The following is an 18,845-nucleotide window of genomic DNA, read 5'->3' as shown; positions in this document are numbered from 1 at the left end:
TTCGCAAGAGATGCGATGGATGTCTGATGATTTGTAGTCATAAATTTAAGTCCCCACTTGTTTCTAAGTGGGGACTAAATTAAGGCTTATAGGATGAATTCAGAAGGTGTGTTCAGCGGACGCTTACTTTTTAATTGGTTTTTTAGGAGGAAAGAGACGGGTTTGCTTTACGTTTAGCAGTGATAATATTCACCGTAATTGCGATGATGACCATGATAATGCCTACAATATCTGTAATGGTTTCTGGAATAATCATACACAGCGCACCCACACCTAAAAAAATACGCCAGAACCAGTTGAGATAAGTCTTGAAATAACCTTCAACTGCGGAGCCTAAAGCGAGAATTCCTATCACTGAAGTGACAGTAATACTCACTATAGTTGTCCATGCAGGAAAGGCAAATTCTCGAGCATTGACTGCAACATTGGTGGTATCAATCATCAGCATGGCAGGGTTATAAACGAATAAAAATGGAACAATAAAACCAGCAAGAGATAGTTTTAAGGCCTGAAACCCAGTGCGCATTGGATCACCGCCTGCAATTCCTGCGCCCGCAAAGGCGGCAAGGGCAACTGGTGGGGTGATGTTTGCAAATAAACCAAAATAGAACACAAACATATGCGCGACTAATACAGGGATATCAAAGTTTGCGAGTGCTGGTGCTGCCATGGTGGCAGTAATGATATAGGCCGGAATAGATGGAAGCCCCATGCCTAAAATCATCGATGCAATCATGGTTAAAAATAAAGTGAGAAAGAGACTACCTGCACCTAAACTCATAATTGAAGAAGTCATTACTGAACCAAAACTTGTCAGACTTACTACGCCGATAATAATACCAACGACAGCACAAGCAGCCATCACAGATAATGATTGTTTGGCTCCATCAACGAGCGCATCTAAAATATCTTTTACACCCATTCGTGTTGATTTTCTTAAAGCTGCTACAAAGATGGTCAGGACGATGGTGTAGACAGCAGCATAGCTCACAGGAATATTTTGAAATAAGAAAAAGACCAGTGCCAAAATTGGAATAAGTAAATGTCCACGCTCTTTTAGAACTTCTTTTACTTTAGGTAAATCAGCTTTAGGTACGCCTTTCAGATCATCTTTACCCGCACGGAAATGAACTTGAGCCATGACGCCAAGGTAATACAATAAGGCAGGTAATAATGCGGCTAGTGCAATCGTGCCATAACTCACGCCAGTTGTTTCGGCCATAATGAAGGCACTCGCACCCATGACTGGCGGCAAAATTTGTCCACCGACGGATGCACTGGCTTCAACGGCACCAGCAAAATTCTTGTGATAACCAATTTTTTTCATCAATGGAATGGTAAATGAGCCTGTGCCAACAACATTGGCAACAGCAGTTCCATTAATACTGCCCATAAATCCACTTGAAATTACAGCAACTTTGGCAGGACCACCTTGTTTATGACCCGCCAATGCCATGGCAAGATCATTGAACAATTTCCCCATACCTGATTTTGCAAGAAAAGCACCAAAAAGGATAAATAAGAAAATAAAAGTGACGGATGCACCAATTGCTGAAGAATATAAGCCTTCGGTTTTTAAATACATATGTCCGAAAATGTCGCTGATGGTATAAGGGCGAGTAATTAATCGATCTGGCAACCAATCAAAGTGACTGATAAATGTATAGGTCAGGAAAATTAAACTTAAAATGGGCAGCATCCACCCCATGACCCGGCGAGTTGCTTCTATGACTAATACCACACTCATAATTGCAAACGCGATATCTAAGGTATTTGGAATACCACCTCGAGTGGTCATAATAGATTGATATTCTTTCCATAAATATAAAAAACTGAAGATGGAAAGCAAAGCCAAGAACCAATCGAGAAGTGAAATATGCTGCCGGGAGCTTGCTTGACGAGCTGGATAGAGTAAGAAAATGAGTGCTAGGCCAATAGCGACATGGGCTGCACGCTGTATTAACTCAGGTAAAGGATTAAACGTAATAAATAAATGAAATAATGAATAAAAGATCGCTACAAATGCAACAAAGTAGGTAACAGATTTGCTCATATTGATTCGAGTAACAGATTCCCGATCAAATTTTTCTAATATGGCTTGTTGTTGTTTCTCATCGAGTTGTTCTAATACAACTTTATCTTCTTTGGAATTCATAGGCATTCTCCAATCCACCAAGACTTCCATTTGGGTTGATATTGAACCGAGATGTTGACCAAACTATAGTCTGGGTAACTTTGAAAAATAGACCAAATTTTTTGGTCAGCGAGGATCGTGCCTTGCATATTTCTAGAAATCACCCAGTTGATTTCATCTATATTTTGATTGACCCGCATTCTAATCACACCATTTTTTTGAAACTCAATGGGATAATTTGAGGGTGTACCTGCACCAAATGAAATCAAATCGGTGTGGCGCAGTAAAAACTTATTCTTTTGACGCTGATATTGTTCAGACCAAGCCGTCTTTTCTACTGAATGCTTCCACTGTAAATCAAATTGATCAGTTGAAATTTTGCATATATCAGTTTCAACTCTAACCTGCGTATACAGTGTTGGATAGCTAGCATAGATTAAGAAGAACAATATAAAAAATGCAGTATAAACTGCATTTTTTTGAAGCTTATTATTTTTTAGCCACTTCATCATAGTAGCGTTTCGCGCCTGGATGTAGAGGCGCTACAAGGCCTTGTTGAGCACCTTCAAGCGTGATTTCTGTTGCTGCTTGGTGTGAAGTTGCCAATTGAGGCAAACTGTCAAAGAAAGTTTTTGTTAGTTTGTAGACATCATCATCCGATATATCTGTGCGAACAACTAATGCATTTTTAATTGCGGCAGTTTGAATGTCCGCAGTATTGCCATATGTGCCTTTTGGAATAATCATCGGTAAGAAATAACTTTGATCTTTAGCTATTTCTTTGACTTTATCTGCATTGATTGAAACTAACTGTAGATCAAAGCTTTGTTGAAGTTCCATGAGTGATGAATTTGGAATGCCACTAGTCAGGAATGCTGCATCAAGCTTGCCACCTTTTAAAGCATCAGCGGCTTCAGCATAGCCTAAATAATCAACTTTAATATCTTTATAGGTGATTCCAAAACCATTCAACAGTGTACGTGCATTTACTTCTACACCTGAATTTTGTGCACCTACAGCGATACGTTTACCTTTCAAATCTTCGATATTTTTGATCCCTGATTTTTTAGAGGTTACGATTTGTACGTAGTTGGGATAAAGCGCTGCGACTTGGCTGACATTCTCAACTTTACCATTTGCGAAACTTCCTGTTCCGTTCAGTGCTTCTGTTAAGCTGTCACTCATAACAAATGCCATTTCAACTTTATTCTGTTTCAGAAGGTTTAAGTTTTCGACTGATGCACCTGTAGTCTGAGTCTTAGAATTTACACCAAAAGTTTTGTTATAAATTTCTGCAAGACTCGTCCCAATCACATTGTAAGGTCCTGATGCTCCGCCAGTTGCAATGGTTACGAACTTAGTTTGAAGTTGGTTAGATGTAGCTGTTTCTGTGCTTTTTCCTTCCGTGGTATTTTTTGAAGTAGATTGATCATTTGAGCAAGCAGTAATACATGCCAAAGTGACCGAGAGTAACGTGAGTTTTGTCCATTGGTTCATAGAAACGTCCTTTTACACATAAATTTTGAATATTGATTTGATGAGTTTTAATTTTAATTTCCACTACTCAATTGAACATAACTTAATCAATTATTTTTGAAAAGTATTTTTTTTTGATTTTTTAGTCTCCAATAAATAATGGTTATGCGTAAGAATGGCATGGAGCTATATCGTTTATTTTAATAATATTTTGTTACGTGTAAAAACTGTAGGGTATACATGGAATCATGTGAAATTTCTTTTATAAATATAAGTTCAAACTATTTCTTTGAATTGTAAGGTGCTCTGAATGACTGTTCAGCTAAGGTTCTGTTTTTTCTATTTAAGTTACTGAATTTATAATTAAATAAGGAGTTTTTTATAAGCATTTCTATTTTTTATTTTGCTAATACGAAACAACTGAATTAATCTTCGCGGATTAAGTTTGAGGTCAAAGTATGATTTCATGGTTTTTTATTGGTCTAGTTATCAGTATTTTGTTAACGCCGGGACCAACCAATACGCTACTCGCATCTTCGGGTATTCAAGTTGGGCTACGTAAATCATTCCGACTCATTCCAGCGGAAGCCTTTGGTTATCTTATTTCGATTAGCCTATGGGGTTTTCTCATTGGTAAAATTTCCGTACATCTGCCTTTACTGCCGACCATTTTAAAACTGTTTAGTGCTGGCTATATTCTATTTTTGGCTATGCGATTATGGCGTACAGCAACTGTTGCTGAAAATTTTAATCAAAAGGGCATTCGTGCACGCGAACTCTTTGTTGCGACGTTATTAAACCCCAAAGCATTATTATTCGCATCTGCGATTTTTCCTGCATTGGCTTGGCAAAATGCGCAGTATTATGTAGCTCACATGCTGATCTTTTTGTTGTTGATCGTTCCTATTGCATTTTTTTGGACCTTCCTTGGTTCAGTTTTGGCATCGAATAAAATTAGTTGGCTCAATCAAGCCAATTTACAACGAACAGCATCGCTAGTCTTGGTTAGTTTTTCGATACCACTGAGTTATTCTGCGATTTTAAAACTTTAAATTGATTTGAAAATGACTAAATCCGCTTAGTTCGGCAAAGCTTATTTTCATTAAGTTGGATTTCAGTTAAAGTACCACGCAATAATTGATTTAAGTTTTTGGATAGAGATAAATGGCTATTAAGTCTGATCGTTGGATTCGCGAAATGAGCGAAAAACACGGCATGATTGAACCGTATGCAGAAAACCAAGTCCGTTATGATGAAAATGGCGAAAAGCTTATTTCGTATGGCGTGTCGAGCTATGGTTATGACGTGCGCTGTGCTCGTGAATTTAAAGTCTTTACCAATGTTCATTCAGCAATTGTTGACCCTAAAAACTTTGACGATAAAAGCTTTATTGATATCGAATCAGACGTTTGTATCATTCCGCCAAACTCGTTTGCACTAGCACGTACAGTCGAATATTTCCGTATTCCACGTAATGTGTTAACCGTTTGTTTGGGTAAATCAACCTATGCTCGCTGCGGTATTATTGTCAATGTGACACCTCTTGAACCAGAGTGGGAAGGTCACGTGACTTTAGAATTTTCGAATACAACCAACTTGCCTGCACGTATTTACGCGGGTGAAGGTGTCGCACAAATGTTGTTCTTTGAATCAGACGAAGTGTGTGAAACCTCTTATAAAGACCGTGGTGGTAAATACCAAGGTCAAACCGGTGTGACTTTACCGAAAGCTTAATCCTTCGGATTTAGTTTAAAAAAAGCGGGCGAATTAGCCCGCTTTTTTGTTGGGTCATTCATCGGAAAATAGACCATTCGGTGGGGAAGTTTTTGCAATTGAGTAATTATTCAGCATAATAAAAAGTTAAGTGACTGGTCTATCACAAGTCTCCATTTAAGGAATAAATGGACAATAACATCAAAGCCAGTTCTCAGGAATAAATATAAGAGAGATGCAGAGCATCTGATAAAAGGAAGGTCGAGATGACTCAATTCACCCAGGCTAAGTTATTCCGCCAGAGTTGCTTAGCAGCCGCAGTCAGCATGTTTGCTGCACCATCTGTTTATGCGCTTCAAGATTTATCAGATGAAGCACTTTCAGCCACAACAGGTGAAGGTGTTGCACTCACTTTAGAAAATTTCAAAATGGTCTTTCAAGGGCCAAATGACCGTTCTACCGCTTCTAGTTATGCGTCTGGTATGGTTGATCCAGGGAAAAACGATACAGGTTTTATTCGGATTATTCCTACTGGTGAAAACTATGAACAATTAGGGCAGCGTGCTTACGATAAAATCTACAAAGCAGCTTATGTTGATGCTTATCAGCAAGGCCGAGTTACGGGCTATAACGGTGTTTATGACTCAACTTTCTTAAGTTCTAAAAGCACTTATGAGACCAATAATGCTACACGTATTACCAATGAAACCATCGCAACATATTCAACAGAATATCGTGGTCGATTAGTACAGTCTTATCTTGAATCGCCAACGATGAAGGCATATTACGATCAGCGTTATGCAGATTATAAAAATGGTACTATTATTTCGGGCTTAGAATCTGATGGAACAACAAATAAAACGTTGACAGCAGGTCAGGATAATAAATCTAAAGAATATGCACTGCAAAATACGTATGAGATGATTGAGTTACTATACGGTAACAATAGTACGGGTAATTTACCGACCACTTCGACTTTTTATAAAAATTATGTCTCAGGAAAAATTACACGTTCAAATATTATTGATACAACAAAAGATGCTCAGTTAAATGCCAAAGCGGCAGAAACCCTCAATCAGTTGGCAACAGACTATGCCAAGCTTGAAGCTCAAAAGGCAAGCGATGCAGCATTAGCAACGGTGAAAAAAAATGCTGAAATTACAGCAAAACAAATTGCCTCGACTGCGACGGTATCGAGCCTCAGATCGAAAGCAGATGTATTTATATATGGCTTAGCCCTGTCCAATAGTAAAGATAAAAATGGCAAAAGTTCATTAGCAACACGCTATACCGATCAAGGGTTTAATTGGGGGACAGCTGAAAATCCGTGGCTTTTCCATGCGGGAAATCAAGATGTTGAACAATTTGCGAAAGATAATAAGGGGAATGTTGGTTACTTAGCCATTGAGGCACCATTAAAGAAAATTGCGGCAGATGATGCATCTAACAACATCAAACTTGGTTTGTGGATGGATGTATTTTCACGGTCTTTGAATTCAAGCAATGTTGTTGATCCTATCACTGGTGCGCCCACCAGCGGCTTAGATAAAGACTATCGTTTACGGACTCAAATTGTTGCCAATGGCCTGAGTTTAAATGGTTCACAAGTTCGCATTTTCCAAACCCTGAAATCAACAAATACCAACTATAACCAAACTTTAGGTTTAGCCAGTTTAATTCGTATTAATACCAATGATCGTGCTGAGTCACTGAGTATCAATGATGGAGATTTGGATGCTCGCGGCATGCGTATCAGTACAGCTGCACGCCCTGAATTGGATGATGGAACAGCAGCGACACCAGCGATGGATCGATCTGCAGCTCCAATCTTTCATGAAACTGAAGGTCTATATTTATATAGCCCAAATATCAATTTAGTTTTAGGAAATATGTATCAGCCCTTTATTGTGGGTTCAGAAGGTCGAAATATTATTTTGGAAGTGACACGTATTCCAAATGTACCTTCTATTTACAGTAAAATTTATACTTACTATACGGATATCGCTGGTAATACCACAGGTACATCGGGTTTAAATGCCTCAGACTTTAAAGGATCAACCTGTAACGTCTATAGTTGTGGCACGGAGTTAAAAGCAAACTCTTCAGATGCGACAGCACTATATCAAGGACGTAATGCAACACACAGTAGCATTGCGATCGGTACAGTAGAGCGCTTGCCTGGTAATCTGTTGAATGCAAAAAGTACGGATACGGCGACAGGTGTGGTGTTTAAAGGTGTCAATGGACAAAGCACGAATTTAGGATCTGTTGCCATAGATGGCGTATTGATTCAGCACTTAAAAATAAGAACAACAGGGCTGTAGGAGAAATCACATGTATAAAATTTTATGCGCTGTTGTTTGTGCTGCACTGACACAAACTCATGCAGGTTTAGTGTCTATGGATAATAGGGAACTTACCGCTGCAACCGGTCAAGGCGGTGCAGATCTCAGTTGGACGCTTTCATTAAACCATCAATACGCCAATGATATGTCAAAAAACAACATATCAATCATGGATGCGAATGGTAAAACTACTCAGGCTTTTTATGGATATCAATGTTCATCCAATGAATTTTGTCGTTTAGCACTTGCGCCCAATAATCATGTGGATGCGAATGGTAATAAGAAATGGTTGGTGTTTAAACAGTTTCAAGGAACGTTACAAATCGATCAATTTTCTTTAGATGGCGTGACGATCATCAATCGTGAAGGTAATCCACAAACGGCTATGCAGCTGACATTTTATGATAATAAACCATTAAAAATTAGAAATTTAGGTTTTGCTACCTTGGCAGTAGAAACAGGTACGACAGGTAAGGAGGGGTATGAAAATACCAGTACTTATACGACCTATACTGAAAAGAAAGCGGACGGAACGACAACAACTTTAGCAGTACCTGATTTTGATCGTGGTGCAGAACAAGGATTTATGGGTGTTAATGTGCATGGCAATATGCATATGAGTGGAAAGTTAAACATCTTCAGTTTTAACTGTACTGGAAATGGTGCAGGTCGCTGTTAATCAGCTGTGACTGAATATAAGGATATAGTGATGAAAAAAATAACAACTTTAACGGCACTCGCAACCAGTATTTTACTTGCTCAACATGCATATGCTTTTGAAGCGATGACCGATGAAAGCTTGGGTGCAGTTACGGGCCAAGATGGCATTTCGATTACCCATGAAGTTTCTAGAGTAAAAGTCGATCAGTTGAATTGGGTTGACCCGACCGACCAAAATAAGATGAAAATGGGTTTGCACAATGTACAAATAGATGGCGTTGGACAAAGTACCATTAGATCAAAATTAGATTTTGATGTGGGGACGACGGATGCAGGTGTAGGTATGCGTATTGCAGCCAGTGTCAGCCCATTTACGGCTGTTGCACAAAATATTATGCTGCTGTGTCAAGGTGCAACGTGCCAAACGCCTGCGCAAAACTTAGGTTCGCTTACGATTGCAACAACTTCACCTTTAAAAGTATTACTTGAAACCAGCAATGGTCTATTTAACCGTAATGATGCGGCTTATATGGAATTTCAATTGCAAAATGCCAGTATTAGTCATGGTATGAATGGACATAGCGTAACCTTAAAGGACTTTAACTTTAACTTTGCTGGTTCAGGTTATATGTATGTGGCTGCTGATGAAGGCATTGTTCTCACTACAAAATCTACAGGGAGCAAAGACCATGCTGTCAATTTGGGGCGGGTCAAGGACACATCAGATGTGCATAGCTCACGTAGCGATGCAACAAACCCCGGCGTTAATATCGATCTACGTTACGGTACCGATGGTGGTGCACAGCGCAATTTAATTCGTATGGGAGCATCGGGTGCTGTCACTAATGCACGAGTGGCCTTAAATGCCAATCAAGACGGAATTAAAGATTTTGGTCTAGCAACGAAGGCTTCTGGATATGAGTCCGTTGGTTCAGGTGGTTTACATTTAGGTGTGCGCGCGGATTTCACTTCAAAGGATGATCCGAGTCTTGTTGCAGGTCAAGCACCAACAACCTTAGAAATTGGCCATACGGGTATTGGTAGTTATGCCATTGAGTTTTCAAATTTAACGTCTTTAGTTGCTGATAAAAATGCCTATATTGATTTTGGCGATATTTATATCAATACCATTCAAGCGAAAAGCCTTGATTTTCTAGTGAATGATAAATTAAAAGCGACATTAGGTTTAACCAATAATGTTCTGACCCAAAACCTGTCAAATCAAACGGCAGGTGGAAATTTTGCACTTGTGGCGATTCGTGGTATGGATTTTCAGTCCATCGCACGTACAGCACGATTTATTTCTGATAACTCAATTGCTGCAATTGCAAGTAATGACAATAGTTGGGGGATTGGTATTCCAATTTACAATATGAATGCCAATGTTGCATTATCAGAGAAAAAATACAGTTATAAAAATACGACTGAAAAATCAGGTATTGGCTATAACCTCGTGATGAGCACGGATGGTTATGGTGTTGATAAAAAAACAGAAACACCAAGTACGACCTCTATTATCTTGATCGATGGTAAAAAAGGCTTAAATGGCCAAGAAGTCAATTATTATGCAGGCTTGCGAAACATCAATGCGCTGATTCAATCTGATGGTGTGATTGGCTATGAAAATGACGGTATCTATGTACGTGCAGATAATTTATTGATTGCAGCCAATGCCGAGTTAGCGATTGGTCAACTTCCGGGTTCAACCTATAACTGTGCGACTACAGCTTCTGTCAAATGTGGGACAACAGTACCTTTAGATAATTTCTCTAAACGTGATGATGTGTTGACGAATATTGCGTTTAAGCTCGATGGTAAGGGGGAGCTATTTATAGTACCGGGTCTAAATGACAGTGCAGAAAATAATTATTTGTCTTTCCGTGGAAGCTTTGAATTTAAAGCCTTAACAGATGCTGAAAAGAAAGATCAAAAAGTTATGGGAAGCTATTTAAGTTTGATGAATGAAGATGTAAATGCTAGCGGTGTCGTTTCAGCTTCAAGTATCAATATTAATAAAATGCAGGGTGAACTCGGATTTGATGCTCGGATTAAAATGAAGCAAGATTCGGTAGAGTTTGATAATCAGGTGAAATTTAATCCGACCAATAATATGTCTAAAGCATTTCGTGCAGAAGTTTCGATGTTAACAAATGGCAATATGCAAAAGATGGCGGATATTGCCCTAACAGGTGGAACAATGCGAAGTACGATGGGGATTACTCCACGCTAGTAAAATTAAATCAATAACAAATAAATAAAATAACGAACAGGGAATTTGTTATGAAAAAGAAGTTAATCAGAGGTTTGATCTTCTCGACATTTGCGATGAGTAGCTTATCTCATGCAATGATGGCTTTAGATGATGAAAGCTTATCAAAAGTTGATGGTCAAGCATTACTCTCCATGGAATATACGCAGGGGTATAATTCTGTGGATGAGAGTGGACAAGCCGTAGACCAATCCAATGTCGGCTTTTATAAGCTTGGTTTAGAAGCTGAAATGGAGCTCAATGCCAATATTAAAAAGCTGCAATTGGGTTGTGGTGGTGCAAATGGCTCAGGTGCTTGTGATATTGATATTGATCATATTTCACTGAGTGGATTGCCTGCAAATAGCAATTATACGTCTGATGAACGTGCGGCAACTTCTGCTTTGTTGACCAATCCTTTTATCGAAATTGCAATTAAAGATCCCAAATCAGCTGCAACTCGTGAAGTGATGGGCTTTCGTCTGAGCGCTGAAAAAATTTCTGGGTTAATGACATTAGGTACAGAAAATAGTAATACACCCAATGGTATCAACACCTTTAGTGGGTATATGAAAACCAAAGCGTCTGCGGGTGTTGCAACAACTGCCGAGCGTGTGATGGACTATGCTTCTACGCAGCAATACATTGAAGGGGCTGTTAAGGGGACATTATTTGGTGCTGAAGTTGATCGACCACTTCACTACAAATCAGATAATTATTCCTTTAATTTAAAATCAACCACAGCACCTTTTACGATTCCAGCCACTGTTGTGAGTGGGAATCGAATGACAGATGTACAGTTAAAGGGTACAGGAACTGTTGATCGTCTAGATTTTAGTGGTCCATTAGAAGCTCAGATCTCTCTACTTGGGTTAAATATTAATTTGAATAAAGACGTAACAGGCTATCTTACTGGACTACAAACCGATATTACGGTAAATCAAAGTTTAGGTTTGATCCATGCACTTTATCTAAATAACCCTGCTTCGTTATCCTTACAAGCTCAAAAAATACTCTGGCCTGGTGCTGCAGTTGCAGCAGAAAGAGGTTGGTGGCTGGCGATGGAAGATGAAGTTGATTTGGGCAGTATTACACCTTCAGATAAAGTGGCGATTACGGATGAAGTGTTGAAACAAACGATCGCTGGAATTAACCATGACTTAAGTACCAATGTTCGTAATTGTGGAGATTTAATCTTTGGTTGTGTTGCAGGTTCGGCTTTAGATGTTAAAGAAATTAAAAACCCGTCATTAATTGATTTCCCATTAAACAATTTAAAACTTTCTGGACAGGAGTTTCGTTCTAACTGCTTCGGCGGGCTGAAATTCTGTTAAGGCTTAAAGTATTTAATATAAAAAAATCCCGCACTTAGCGGGATTTTTTTATATTTAGCGCAAATTATTTTGCAATTTTCGCTAAAAGGTCTTCTTTACTGAGGTTGCTTGATTCTTCATCACGGCGACCTTTGTACTCAAATGTACCAGCATCCAAACCTTTCTCACCAATAACGATACGGTGTGGAATACCTGTTAACTCGATATCAGAGAATTTAACACCTGGACGTTCATTACGATCATCTAGAAGAACATCATAACCAGCAGCAGTTAATTCTGCATACAGTGCTTCAGCTGCTTCTAACGTGCGCGGTGATTTATGCGCATTCATTGGCACAATAGCAACTTCGAAAGGAGCAATTGCAGACGGCCAAATAATCCCTTTGTCATCGAAGTTTTGTTCAATTGCAGAAGCAACAACACGGGTTACACCAATACCATAGCAACCCATAGTCACAACGAGAGGTTTGCCGTCTTCACCTAAGACTTTACAGCCAAGTGCTTCAGAGTATTTTTGACCCAACTGGAAGATATGACCAACTTCGATACCACGTTTAATCAAGATTGTACCTTGACCGTCTGGAGAAGGGTCACCTTCAACAACATTACGAAGGTCATAAACTTCGGTGTATTGTGCATCACGTTCCCAGTTTACACCTACAGCATGTTTATCGACTTGGTTTGCACCAGCAACAAAGTCTGAAAGTACAGACGCTGCACGGTCAACAATAACGGTAATGCCTTTTTCGGTTAAGCCTTGAGGGCCACAGAAACCAGCCGTTAAACCTAAGTCAGCCAATTGTGCTTCAGTTGCAAAGGCCAATGGAGCAGCAATTAATGGGTGTTTTTCAGCTTTAATTTCATTCAGTTCATGGTCGCCACGTAGGAATAAGGCAACCACTGGCGCAGCTTTACCTTCTTCAGCAACACCTTGAACCAACAATGCTTTTACAGATTGAGCAGGTTTTGATTTAAGGAATTCAGAAACATCAGCTATGGTTTTTTGATTTGGTGTATCAATAATTTCAAGTGCTTTAGTCGGAGCAGCACGTTCACCAACTAGTACGGCTTCAGCCATTTCTACGTTAGCAGCATAATCTGACTCTGTAGAGAATGCGATGTCATCTTCACCGCTAGAAGCAAGTACGTGGAATTCATGAGAACCCGAACCACCAATTGAACCTGTATCCGCTTGAACTGGACGGAAATTTAAACCTAAACGCGTGAAAATCTTGCAGTAAGCTGCATACATGTTGTCATAGGTTTCTTGTAAAGAGGCTTGGTCAACATGGAAAGAATAGGCATCTTTCATGATGAATTCACGTGAACGCATCACACCGAAACGAGGGCGGATTTCGTCACGGAATTTGGTTTGTACTTGGTAGAAGTTTGCAGGCAATTGCTTATAGCTTTTCAACTCATTGCGAGCAAGATCTGTAATCACTTCTTCATGTGTAGGGCCAAGTACAAAGTCATTGTTATGACGGTCTTTAAAACGTAAAAGTTCTGGACCATATTGTACGAAACGACCTGATTCTTCCCATAAAGATGCAGGTTGAGTGACAGGCATCAGGACTTGAAGTGAACCAGCACGATCCATCTCTTCGCGGATAATCGCTTCAACTTTATTTAATACGCGAACGCCCATCGGCAGCCAAGTGTATAAACCTGAAGCCAATTTACGAATCATCCCGGCACGAAGCATAAGCTGATGTGAAATAACTTCAGCATCGTTTGGGGTTTCTCTTAACGTTGCAAATAAAAAGCGACTCGCGCGCATGGAAACTGTCCTAAAAAATTAAGCGTTAAAGTGGAGAGTATACAATAAAAAATGAGGTGAACATTTTCCAAAGTCACCTCATTTTAGATTTTGTCATTATGACATGATTTTTTTGGCCTGACGTGCAAGGAAGTTTCGGAAATCATCCAAATAGGTAAAAATCACTGGAACAACCACGAGTGTCAGTAAGGTAGAGGTAATCACACCACCAATCACGGCATGTGCCATTGGCGCGCTTTGTTCACCGCCTTCACCCAGACCAAGTGCAAGCGGAACCATACCCATCACCATTGCACTGGTAGTCATTAAAATGGGGCGTAAACGGGTTTTACCTGCTTCAATAATTGCGTCATAACGATCTACACCATGATCCATGGCTTTTTTAATAAAGTCGATGAGTAGAATTGCGTTCTTTGTCACCAAGCCCATGAGCATAATAATCCCGATAATGGAAAAGAGGTTCATGGTTGAATTAAATAAGAATAAGGCTAAGAATACCCCAATCAATGATAAGGGCAATGAAGCCATAATGGCTGCAGGGTGAATGAAGCTATTAAATTGTGAACCCAAAACAATATAAATAAACACAATAGAGAGCGTAATCGCTGTCATTGCATAAGCCGCAGACTCAGCCATATCTTTATTGGCACCTTGCGTGACAAAACTATAACCTGGTGGCAAGTCGAAGTTTTTCTCTATCTCATTGATTTCGGCACCAATATCACCCGCAGGACGTCCTGCTGTGTTGGCTTCAACCATTACTTCACGTGCCAGATCACGACGGTTAATTTGTGAAGCACCAAGTGTTTCTTCAAAGCTTGCCACACTTGCCAATGGAACCAAGATAGGTAAGCCTGCAGCATCGGTTTTTTGTGATGTGATGTACATGCTTTGAATGTCAGTTGGCAGTCGACGCTGATCTTCAGTGAGACGTAAATTTACATCATAGGTTTCGCCTTTATCATCCTTCCACGTTGTTACATTATCCCCCGCAAGAAGAGGGCGTAATACATTGGCGATTTGATTGACGGATAAACCTAAATCACTGGCTAAAACGCGATTGATATGTACACCTAGCGTCGGTTTAGGTTCTTTGAGTGAGCTTTCTAAGTCGACAATACCTTCGACTTTGGCAACTTCAACCAAGAATCGATCTGAAATGCGTTGTAACTCATCTAAGTCTGGTCCTTTAATCGAAATCATAACCGGCTTTTGGCCGCCCGATACTGTTTCATCAGCTGAGGCAATCGAGGTAATAGTAATACCTGCTATATGTTTTAAGCGGGTACGGAATTCATTGTTGAGATCCGTTAATGTTTGACTACGCTCCGTACGTGGTGAAACAGTGACACGAATGCTGGCATGGTTTTTACCCCGATCAGTGGCACTATTAATTGCACCATAAGTGGCTTTGACTTCTGGATGTTGGCGAATGATACGATCTACTTGCTTAAGCTTCGCCTGCGAATATTCAAGGGTTGCATCAACGGGTGTTTCAAATTTGATCCGAATTTCACCTTTGTCTGGTACGGGTACAAATTCAGTACCGATCAGTTTGGATAAAGCTAATGCGCCAAATAAAGACGCGACGGCGATTAAAAGGGTAATGAGCCTAAATTTTAAAGCAAGCTTGAGTAATTTTTCATAATGATGGCTTAGGTTGTCGAGCTTGCCCGAAATCCAGTTAAAAAAACGTTTAATTTTACCCGGCTTTTTATTTGGATCGTGGCGCTCTGCCCAGTGAGCAGACAACATGGGGTCAAGGGTGAAACTCACAAACATCGAAATCAGTACAGCGGTACTGACGGTTACACCAAATTGATAGAAGAAACGCCCAATAATACCGCCCATAAATGCCACAGGTAAAAATACAGCGACAATGGTCAATGTTGTGGCCAATACGGCTAAACCAATTTCTTTCGTGCCGTCGAGTGCAGCGGTGACATGGTCCTTGCCCATATCGGCATGGCGGACAATATTTTCACGAACCACAATGGCATCATCAATCAGGAGACCGATACTCAGTGAGAGAGCCAGTAGGGTCATCATATTGATGGTAAAACCAAAAATCCAAACAAAGGTGAGGGTACCTAGTAGCGAAATCGGTAGGGTTAAACCTGTAATGGCTGTCGAACGAAATGAGCCGAGAAATAACAATACAATGAGTACCGCAAGTACTGCACCTTCAATAATCGTACGTGCCACGTCTTTAATGCTGCCACGAATACCTTTTGAAGAATCAACCACAATTTCTGCGGTCGTGCCTTTCGGCAATTGCTGTTGGATTTTACTTAAGGTTTTACGGGTATTATCAACCACCTCAATTACATTAGAGTCCGAACTTCTCAGAATGTCGACAGCGACGGCTGTTTTACCATTCAGATAAGCACTCGACTCCATTTCAGCTTGGCTATCTTCTATTTCAGCAATTTGTTTGAGATAAATCGGCGCGCCATTTTTATTGGCAACCACTAAATCACCGAATGAGTTTGGGTGAATAACCCGAGATTTAATTTCGACCACCAATTCTGAATTCTTTTGCTTTAAAGTCCCCCCCGGAACTTCAATATTTTCAGATTTTAGGGTGTTTATAACTTGGTCTATCCCAATCCCGAAACTTTGTAATTTTTGCGGATTTACTTGTATTCGAATTTGTCGCTGCGCATCGCCCAATAAATTGACCGTACCTACACCGGGAACTGTTCTGAGCTGTGGCACAATCCGTTGATTGAGATAGGAACTCAAATCACGTAAAGACATGTCCTTTGATTCAAAAACAATCGACATAATCGCACTGGCAGTAGGGTCGTAGCGTTCTACAATGGGGTCATCAATTTCATCACGAAATTGTGCGGTTACCGGTGCAATTTTATCTCGAATATCCTGTGCAGCTACAGAGGATGAGACGTCTAGATTAAATTCGACAATGACCGTGGATAAACCTTCACTGGATTGAGAAATGACTTGCTTGAGGCCTGAAATGGTATTGATCTGATCTTCAAGTTTCTTGGTGATTTCAGATTCGACAGACTCAGGAGAAGCACCCGGATAGTTGGTGTAGACAACAACAAAAGGGAAGTCGACATCAGGAAACTCTTCAACACCCATACGTTGCCAAGATGCGAGTCCTAGTACCATCAGACAGAACATCATCATGATGGTGAAAACAGGATATTTCACACTAATTCGGGTTAACCACATAACAACTGTCCTGCCTTATTCTTTTAATTTTGGCTGATACTTACATCTTGTTTGATATCTGAATCATTAAATTTAATTCGGCTGATCAGATCACTATTTTGTAAGCCCTGAACAATCGCGGTGTTATTGCTATAACTCTGATTCAAAATTTGTACAGGTACTTTGGCAATTTTATTTTGACGTATGACCCAGACATAAGGTTGGTCTTTTAAACTTTGAATGGTGTCGAGTGGAATTTTTTGGCCTGAAATGTTATCTGTACCTAAGATGTGACCTTCGACAAAAGCACCAATACTTAATGATGTAATGGTTTCATTTGGGGCTGCAAAAAATTCAATTTGACGACTGGCTTGATCGGCAATCGGTGAAATTCGGCTGATTTGTGCTGTGAGTAAATTGCTATTGCCTTGGATGTTATATTCAATCTTTTGTCCAATTTTCAGCGCTGCCTGCTGATCACTTGGTAATTTGGCTTGAATTTCTAATTGGTCTGGATTGACGATTTCAAAAAGGGTTTGTCCGGCAGCAACCGTTTGTCCCGGTTCAACATCACGTTTGGTAATCACGCCTTGGATAGGACTATAAATGGTGCCGTCTTGATTGGCTTTACGTGCAATATCGACATTGGCTTGTTGGGCACGAACATTTTCCATTTGAGCTTGGTAATCGACACGACTTTGTTCAAACTCTACTTTGGAAATAAAGCCTTGATTCAGCAAACGCTGTTTGCGCTCCATCATTAGTTTGGCTTGATTGGCTTGAGCTTGCGTGGATGCGAGGTTCGCTTGAGATTGAGCAAGACGTGCTGCGTTGTCTTGATTATTTAAATGCACCAATACTTGGCCTTTGCTGACACGTTGTCCGACCTCTGCATTAACATTGGTTGCAGTCGCAGTGACTTGGGCTTGAATACTGCTCTGATTGACCGCCCGAATGGTGCCTGTAAAGGCCGTTTTTGAAATTGCGTTGCCTTGTTCGATCGTGACCAGATCTTGTTGAATCAATTCAATCTTATTTTCTGGTTTTACACTTTGCTGCGAATCTTCTTTTTGACATGCAGCCAAAGTCAGGCTTATGCAAAGCAGGCTAAGCTTTAAAAATGGGGATGATTGCTGTGCAGATTGCATAATGGTCCTTATATCAGCGGTCTACAAAAGCAATTGAATAACAAGTTTATTCCATCGCTTTTAAACGCGTAATAATTCTGTCGTATTCAGCTTCTGTATTTCGATAGCGAGTTTGTAACGATTGAATGTATTCTTTTTTCGCTACCATATTTTTTTGATTATTATCCAACATTGTTTTTAATTTTGCCGGAACGGTTTCACCTTTTCGAAAATGTTCACGTTCTTGGCGAACAAATAATACACGATCATTTTGTAATTGTTTTAATTGTTCTTGTTCAAACACGATCTGTTTACGTATACCAGTCAGTGCATCACGCTTTTTAATGGCCGCAGTTCGGCTATTGGTATAGGCTTTTTTAAGTTTGATATCTGAAGCTTGCTGACGTGCTTGGGCAGCACGCTGAGGAGCTTGTCTAACGTCCGCTTCAGCATTGTAGGGGCGGTTACGTTTAATCACTTGCATATTTTGATCAAGTGCTTCATAACCATAGCGGATGTGATTTGGTGTCACATTGGTACTGATGTTTGCTACACCTTTACTGTCATAGTAACGATACCAAGTCGCCTTTTGTGGTTGCTGCGTATTGGTTGGTGCAGCAAATAAAAGCGGGGTATAAGCCAGTAAACAAGTCGTCAGGATGACTTTTTTTGAGAAATGTTTAAGGCCAATCAAGTGAATTTTTTTTGTAAGCGGACTCAACCTTGTACTCCCCAGTTTAAAGTTGACTAAATTACTTATTTTAAAGTAATAATCTTGCTATAATATGCTTAATTAAGACAATTAAATACTATTCCAAGTTAAAAAAAAATCGTTGGTCATCGGAAAG

General features: G+C 39.9%; 13 protein-coding genes. 6 read left to right on the top strand and 7 right to left on the bottom strand.

Annotated features, from left to right (window positions below):
- Window positions 1–142 precede the first annotated feature (142 nt).
- Genes FTU36_RS09690 through FTU36_RS09680 form a run of 3 tightly spaced genes read right to left on the bottom strand, consistent with a single transcriptional unit; the run spans window position 143 to window position 3,631 of the window.
- The gene (locus tag FTU36_RS09690) at window positions 143–2,155 is read right to left on the bottom strand and encodes a TRAP transporter permease (protein ID WP_067764590.1); all 2,013 of its coding nucleotides are present in this window, start codon (window positions 2,153–2,155) and stop codon (window positions 143–145) included.
- On the bottom strand, window positions 2,152–2,646 hold the full coding sequence (locus tag FTU36_RS09685; protein ID WP_227591861.1) for a DUF1850 domain-containing protein: 495 nt from the start codon (window positions 2,644–2,646) through the stop codon (window positions 2,152–2,154). Before FTU36_RS09685 ends, FTU36_RS09690 begins: the two co-directional genes overlap by 4 nt.
- A complete protein-coding gene (locus FTU36_RS09680) occupies window positions 2,624–3,631 on the bottom strand; it encodes a TAXI family TRAP transporter solute-binding subunit (protein ID WP_180083599.1) in 1,008 nt (335 codons plus the stop codon). Before FTU36_RS09680 ends, FTU36_RS09685 begins: the two co-directional genes overlap by 23 nt.
- A gap of 437 nt (window positions 3,632–4,068) precedes the next feature.
- Between FTU36_RS09680 and FTU36_RS09675 the strand changes: the two genes are divergently transcribed.
- The 6 genes from FTU36_RS09675 (at window position 4,069) to FTU36_RS09650 (ending at window position 11,910) form a co-directional block, all read left to right on the top strand.
- Window positions 4,069–4,662 carry a LysE family translocator gene (locus tag FTU36_RS09675; protein WP_078192265.1) on the top strand — a complete coding sequence of 198 codons (594 nt, stop codon included), beginning with the start codon at window positions 4,069–4,071 and terminating at the stop codon, window positions 4,660–4,662.
- A gap of 112 nt (window positions 4,663–4,774) precedes the next feature.
- Complete coding sequence (gene dcd, locus FTU36_RS09670) at window positions 4,775–5,344, top strand: dCTP deaminase (protein WP_005008040.1); 570 nt, start codon at window positions 4,775–4,777, stop codon at window positions 5,342–5,344.
- A 245-nt stretch (window positions 5,345–5,589) separates the two neighbouring features.
- Complete coding sequence (locus FTU36_RS09665; protein WP_180117626.1) at window positions 5,590–7,647, top strand: hypothetical protein; 2,058 nt, start codon at window positions 5,590–5,592, stop codon at window positions 7,645–7,647.
- 10 nt (window positions 7,648–7,657) lie between these two features.
- Entirely contained in the window at window positions 7,658–8,347 is a 690-nt protein-coding gene (locus FTU36_RS09660) for a hypothetical protein (RefSeq protein WP_180064934.1), read from the top strand.
- A 30-nt stretch (window positions 8,348–8,377) separates the two neighbouring features.
- Entirely contained in the window at window positions 8,378–10,558 is a 2,181-nt protein-coding gene (locus FTU36_RS09655) for a DUF6160 family protein (RefSeq protein WP_180117624.1), read from the top strand.
- A 50-nt stretch (window positions 10,559–10,608) separates the two neighbouring features.
- Window positions 10,609–11,910 (top strand): hypothetical protein, encoded by a 1,302-nt coding sequence (locus FTU36_RS09650; protein ID WP_180117622.1) that lies wholly within the window; start codon window positions 10,609–10,611, stop codon window positions 11,908–11,910.
- Window positions 11,911–11,974: 64 nt separating this feature from the next.
- Here FTU36_RS09650 and FTU36_RS09645 read toward each other — a convergent pair whose 3' ends face one another.
- The 4 genes from FTU36_RS09645 to FTU36_RS09630 form a co-directional block, all read right to left on the bottom strand.
- Complete coding sequence (locus tag FTU36_RS09645) at window positions 11,975–13,690, bottom strand: proline--tRNA ligase (RefSeq protein WP_180048961.1); 1,716 nt, start codon at window positions 13,688–13,690, stop codon at window positions 11,975–11,977.
- 96 nt (window positions 13,691–13,786) lie between these two features.
- Window positions 13,787–16,891: an efflux RND transporter permease subunit gene (locus FTU36_RS09640; protein WP_180117621.1), complete on the bottom strand. Its 3,105-nt coding sequence runs from the start codon at window positions 16,889–16,891 to the stop codon at window positions 13,787–13,789.
- A gap of 23 nt (window positions 16,892–16,914) precedes the next feature.
- Window positions 16,915–18,018 carry an efflux RND transporter periplasmic adaptor subunit gene (locus tag FTU36_RS09635; protein WP_180117619.1) on the bottom strand — a complete coding sequence of 368 codons (1,104 nt, stop codon included), beginning with the start codon at window positions 18,016–18,018 and terminating at the stop codon, window positions 16,915–16,917.
- Window positions 18,019–18,064: 46 nt separating this feature from the next.
- Entirely contained in the window at window positions 18,065–18,658 is a 594-nt protein-coding gene (locus FTU36_RS09630; protein WP_373684136.1) for a hypothetical protein, read from the bottom strand.
- Between the last annotated feature and the right edge of the window lie 187 nt (window positions 18,659–18,845).

Origin of the sequence: Acinetobacter sp. YH12096 (assembly GCF_013419215.1) — a bacterium.
Lineage (GTDB): Bacteria > Pseudomonadota > Gammaproteobacteria > Pseudomonadales > Moraxellaceae > Acinetobacter > Acinetobacter amyesii.
Note: the sequence above shows the minus strand (reverse complement) of the source record. Positions and strands in the feature narration are given on the sequence as shown.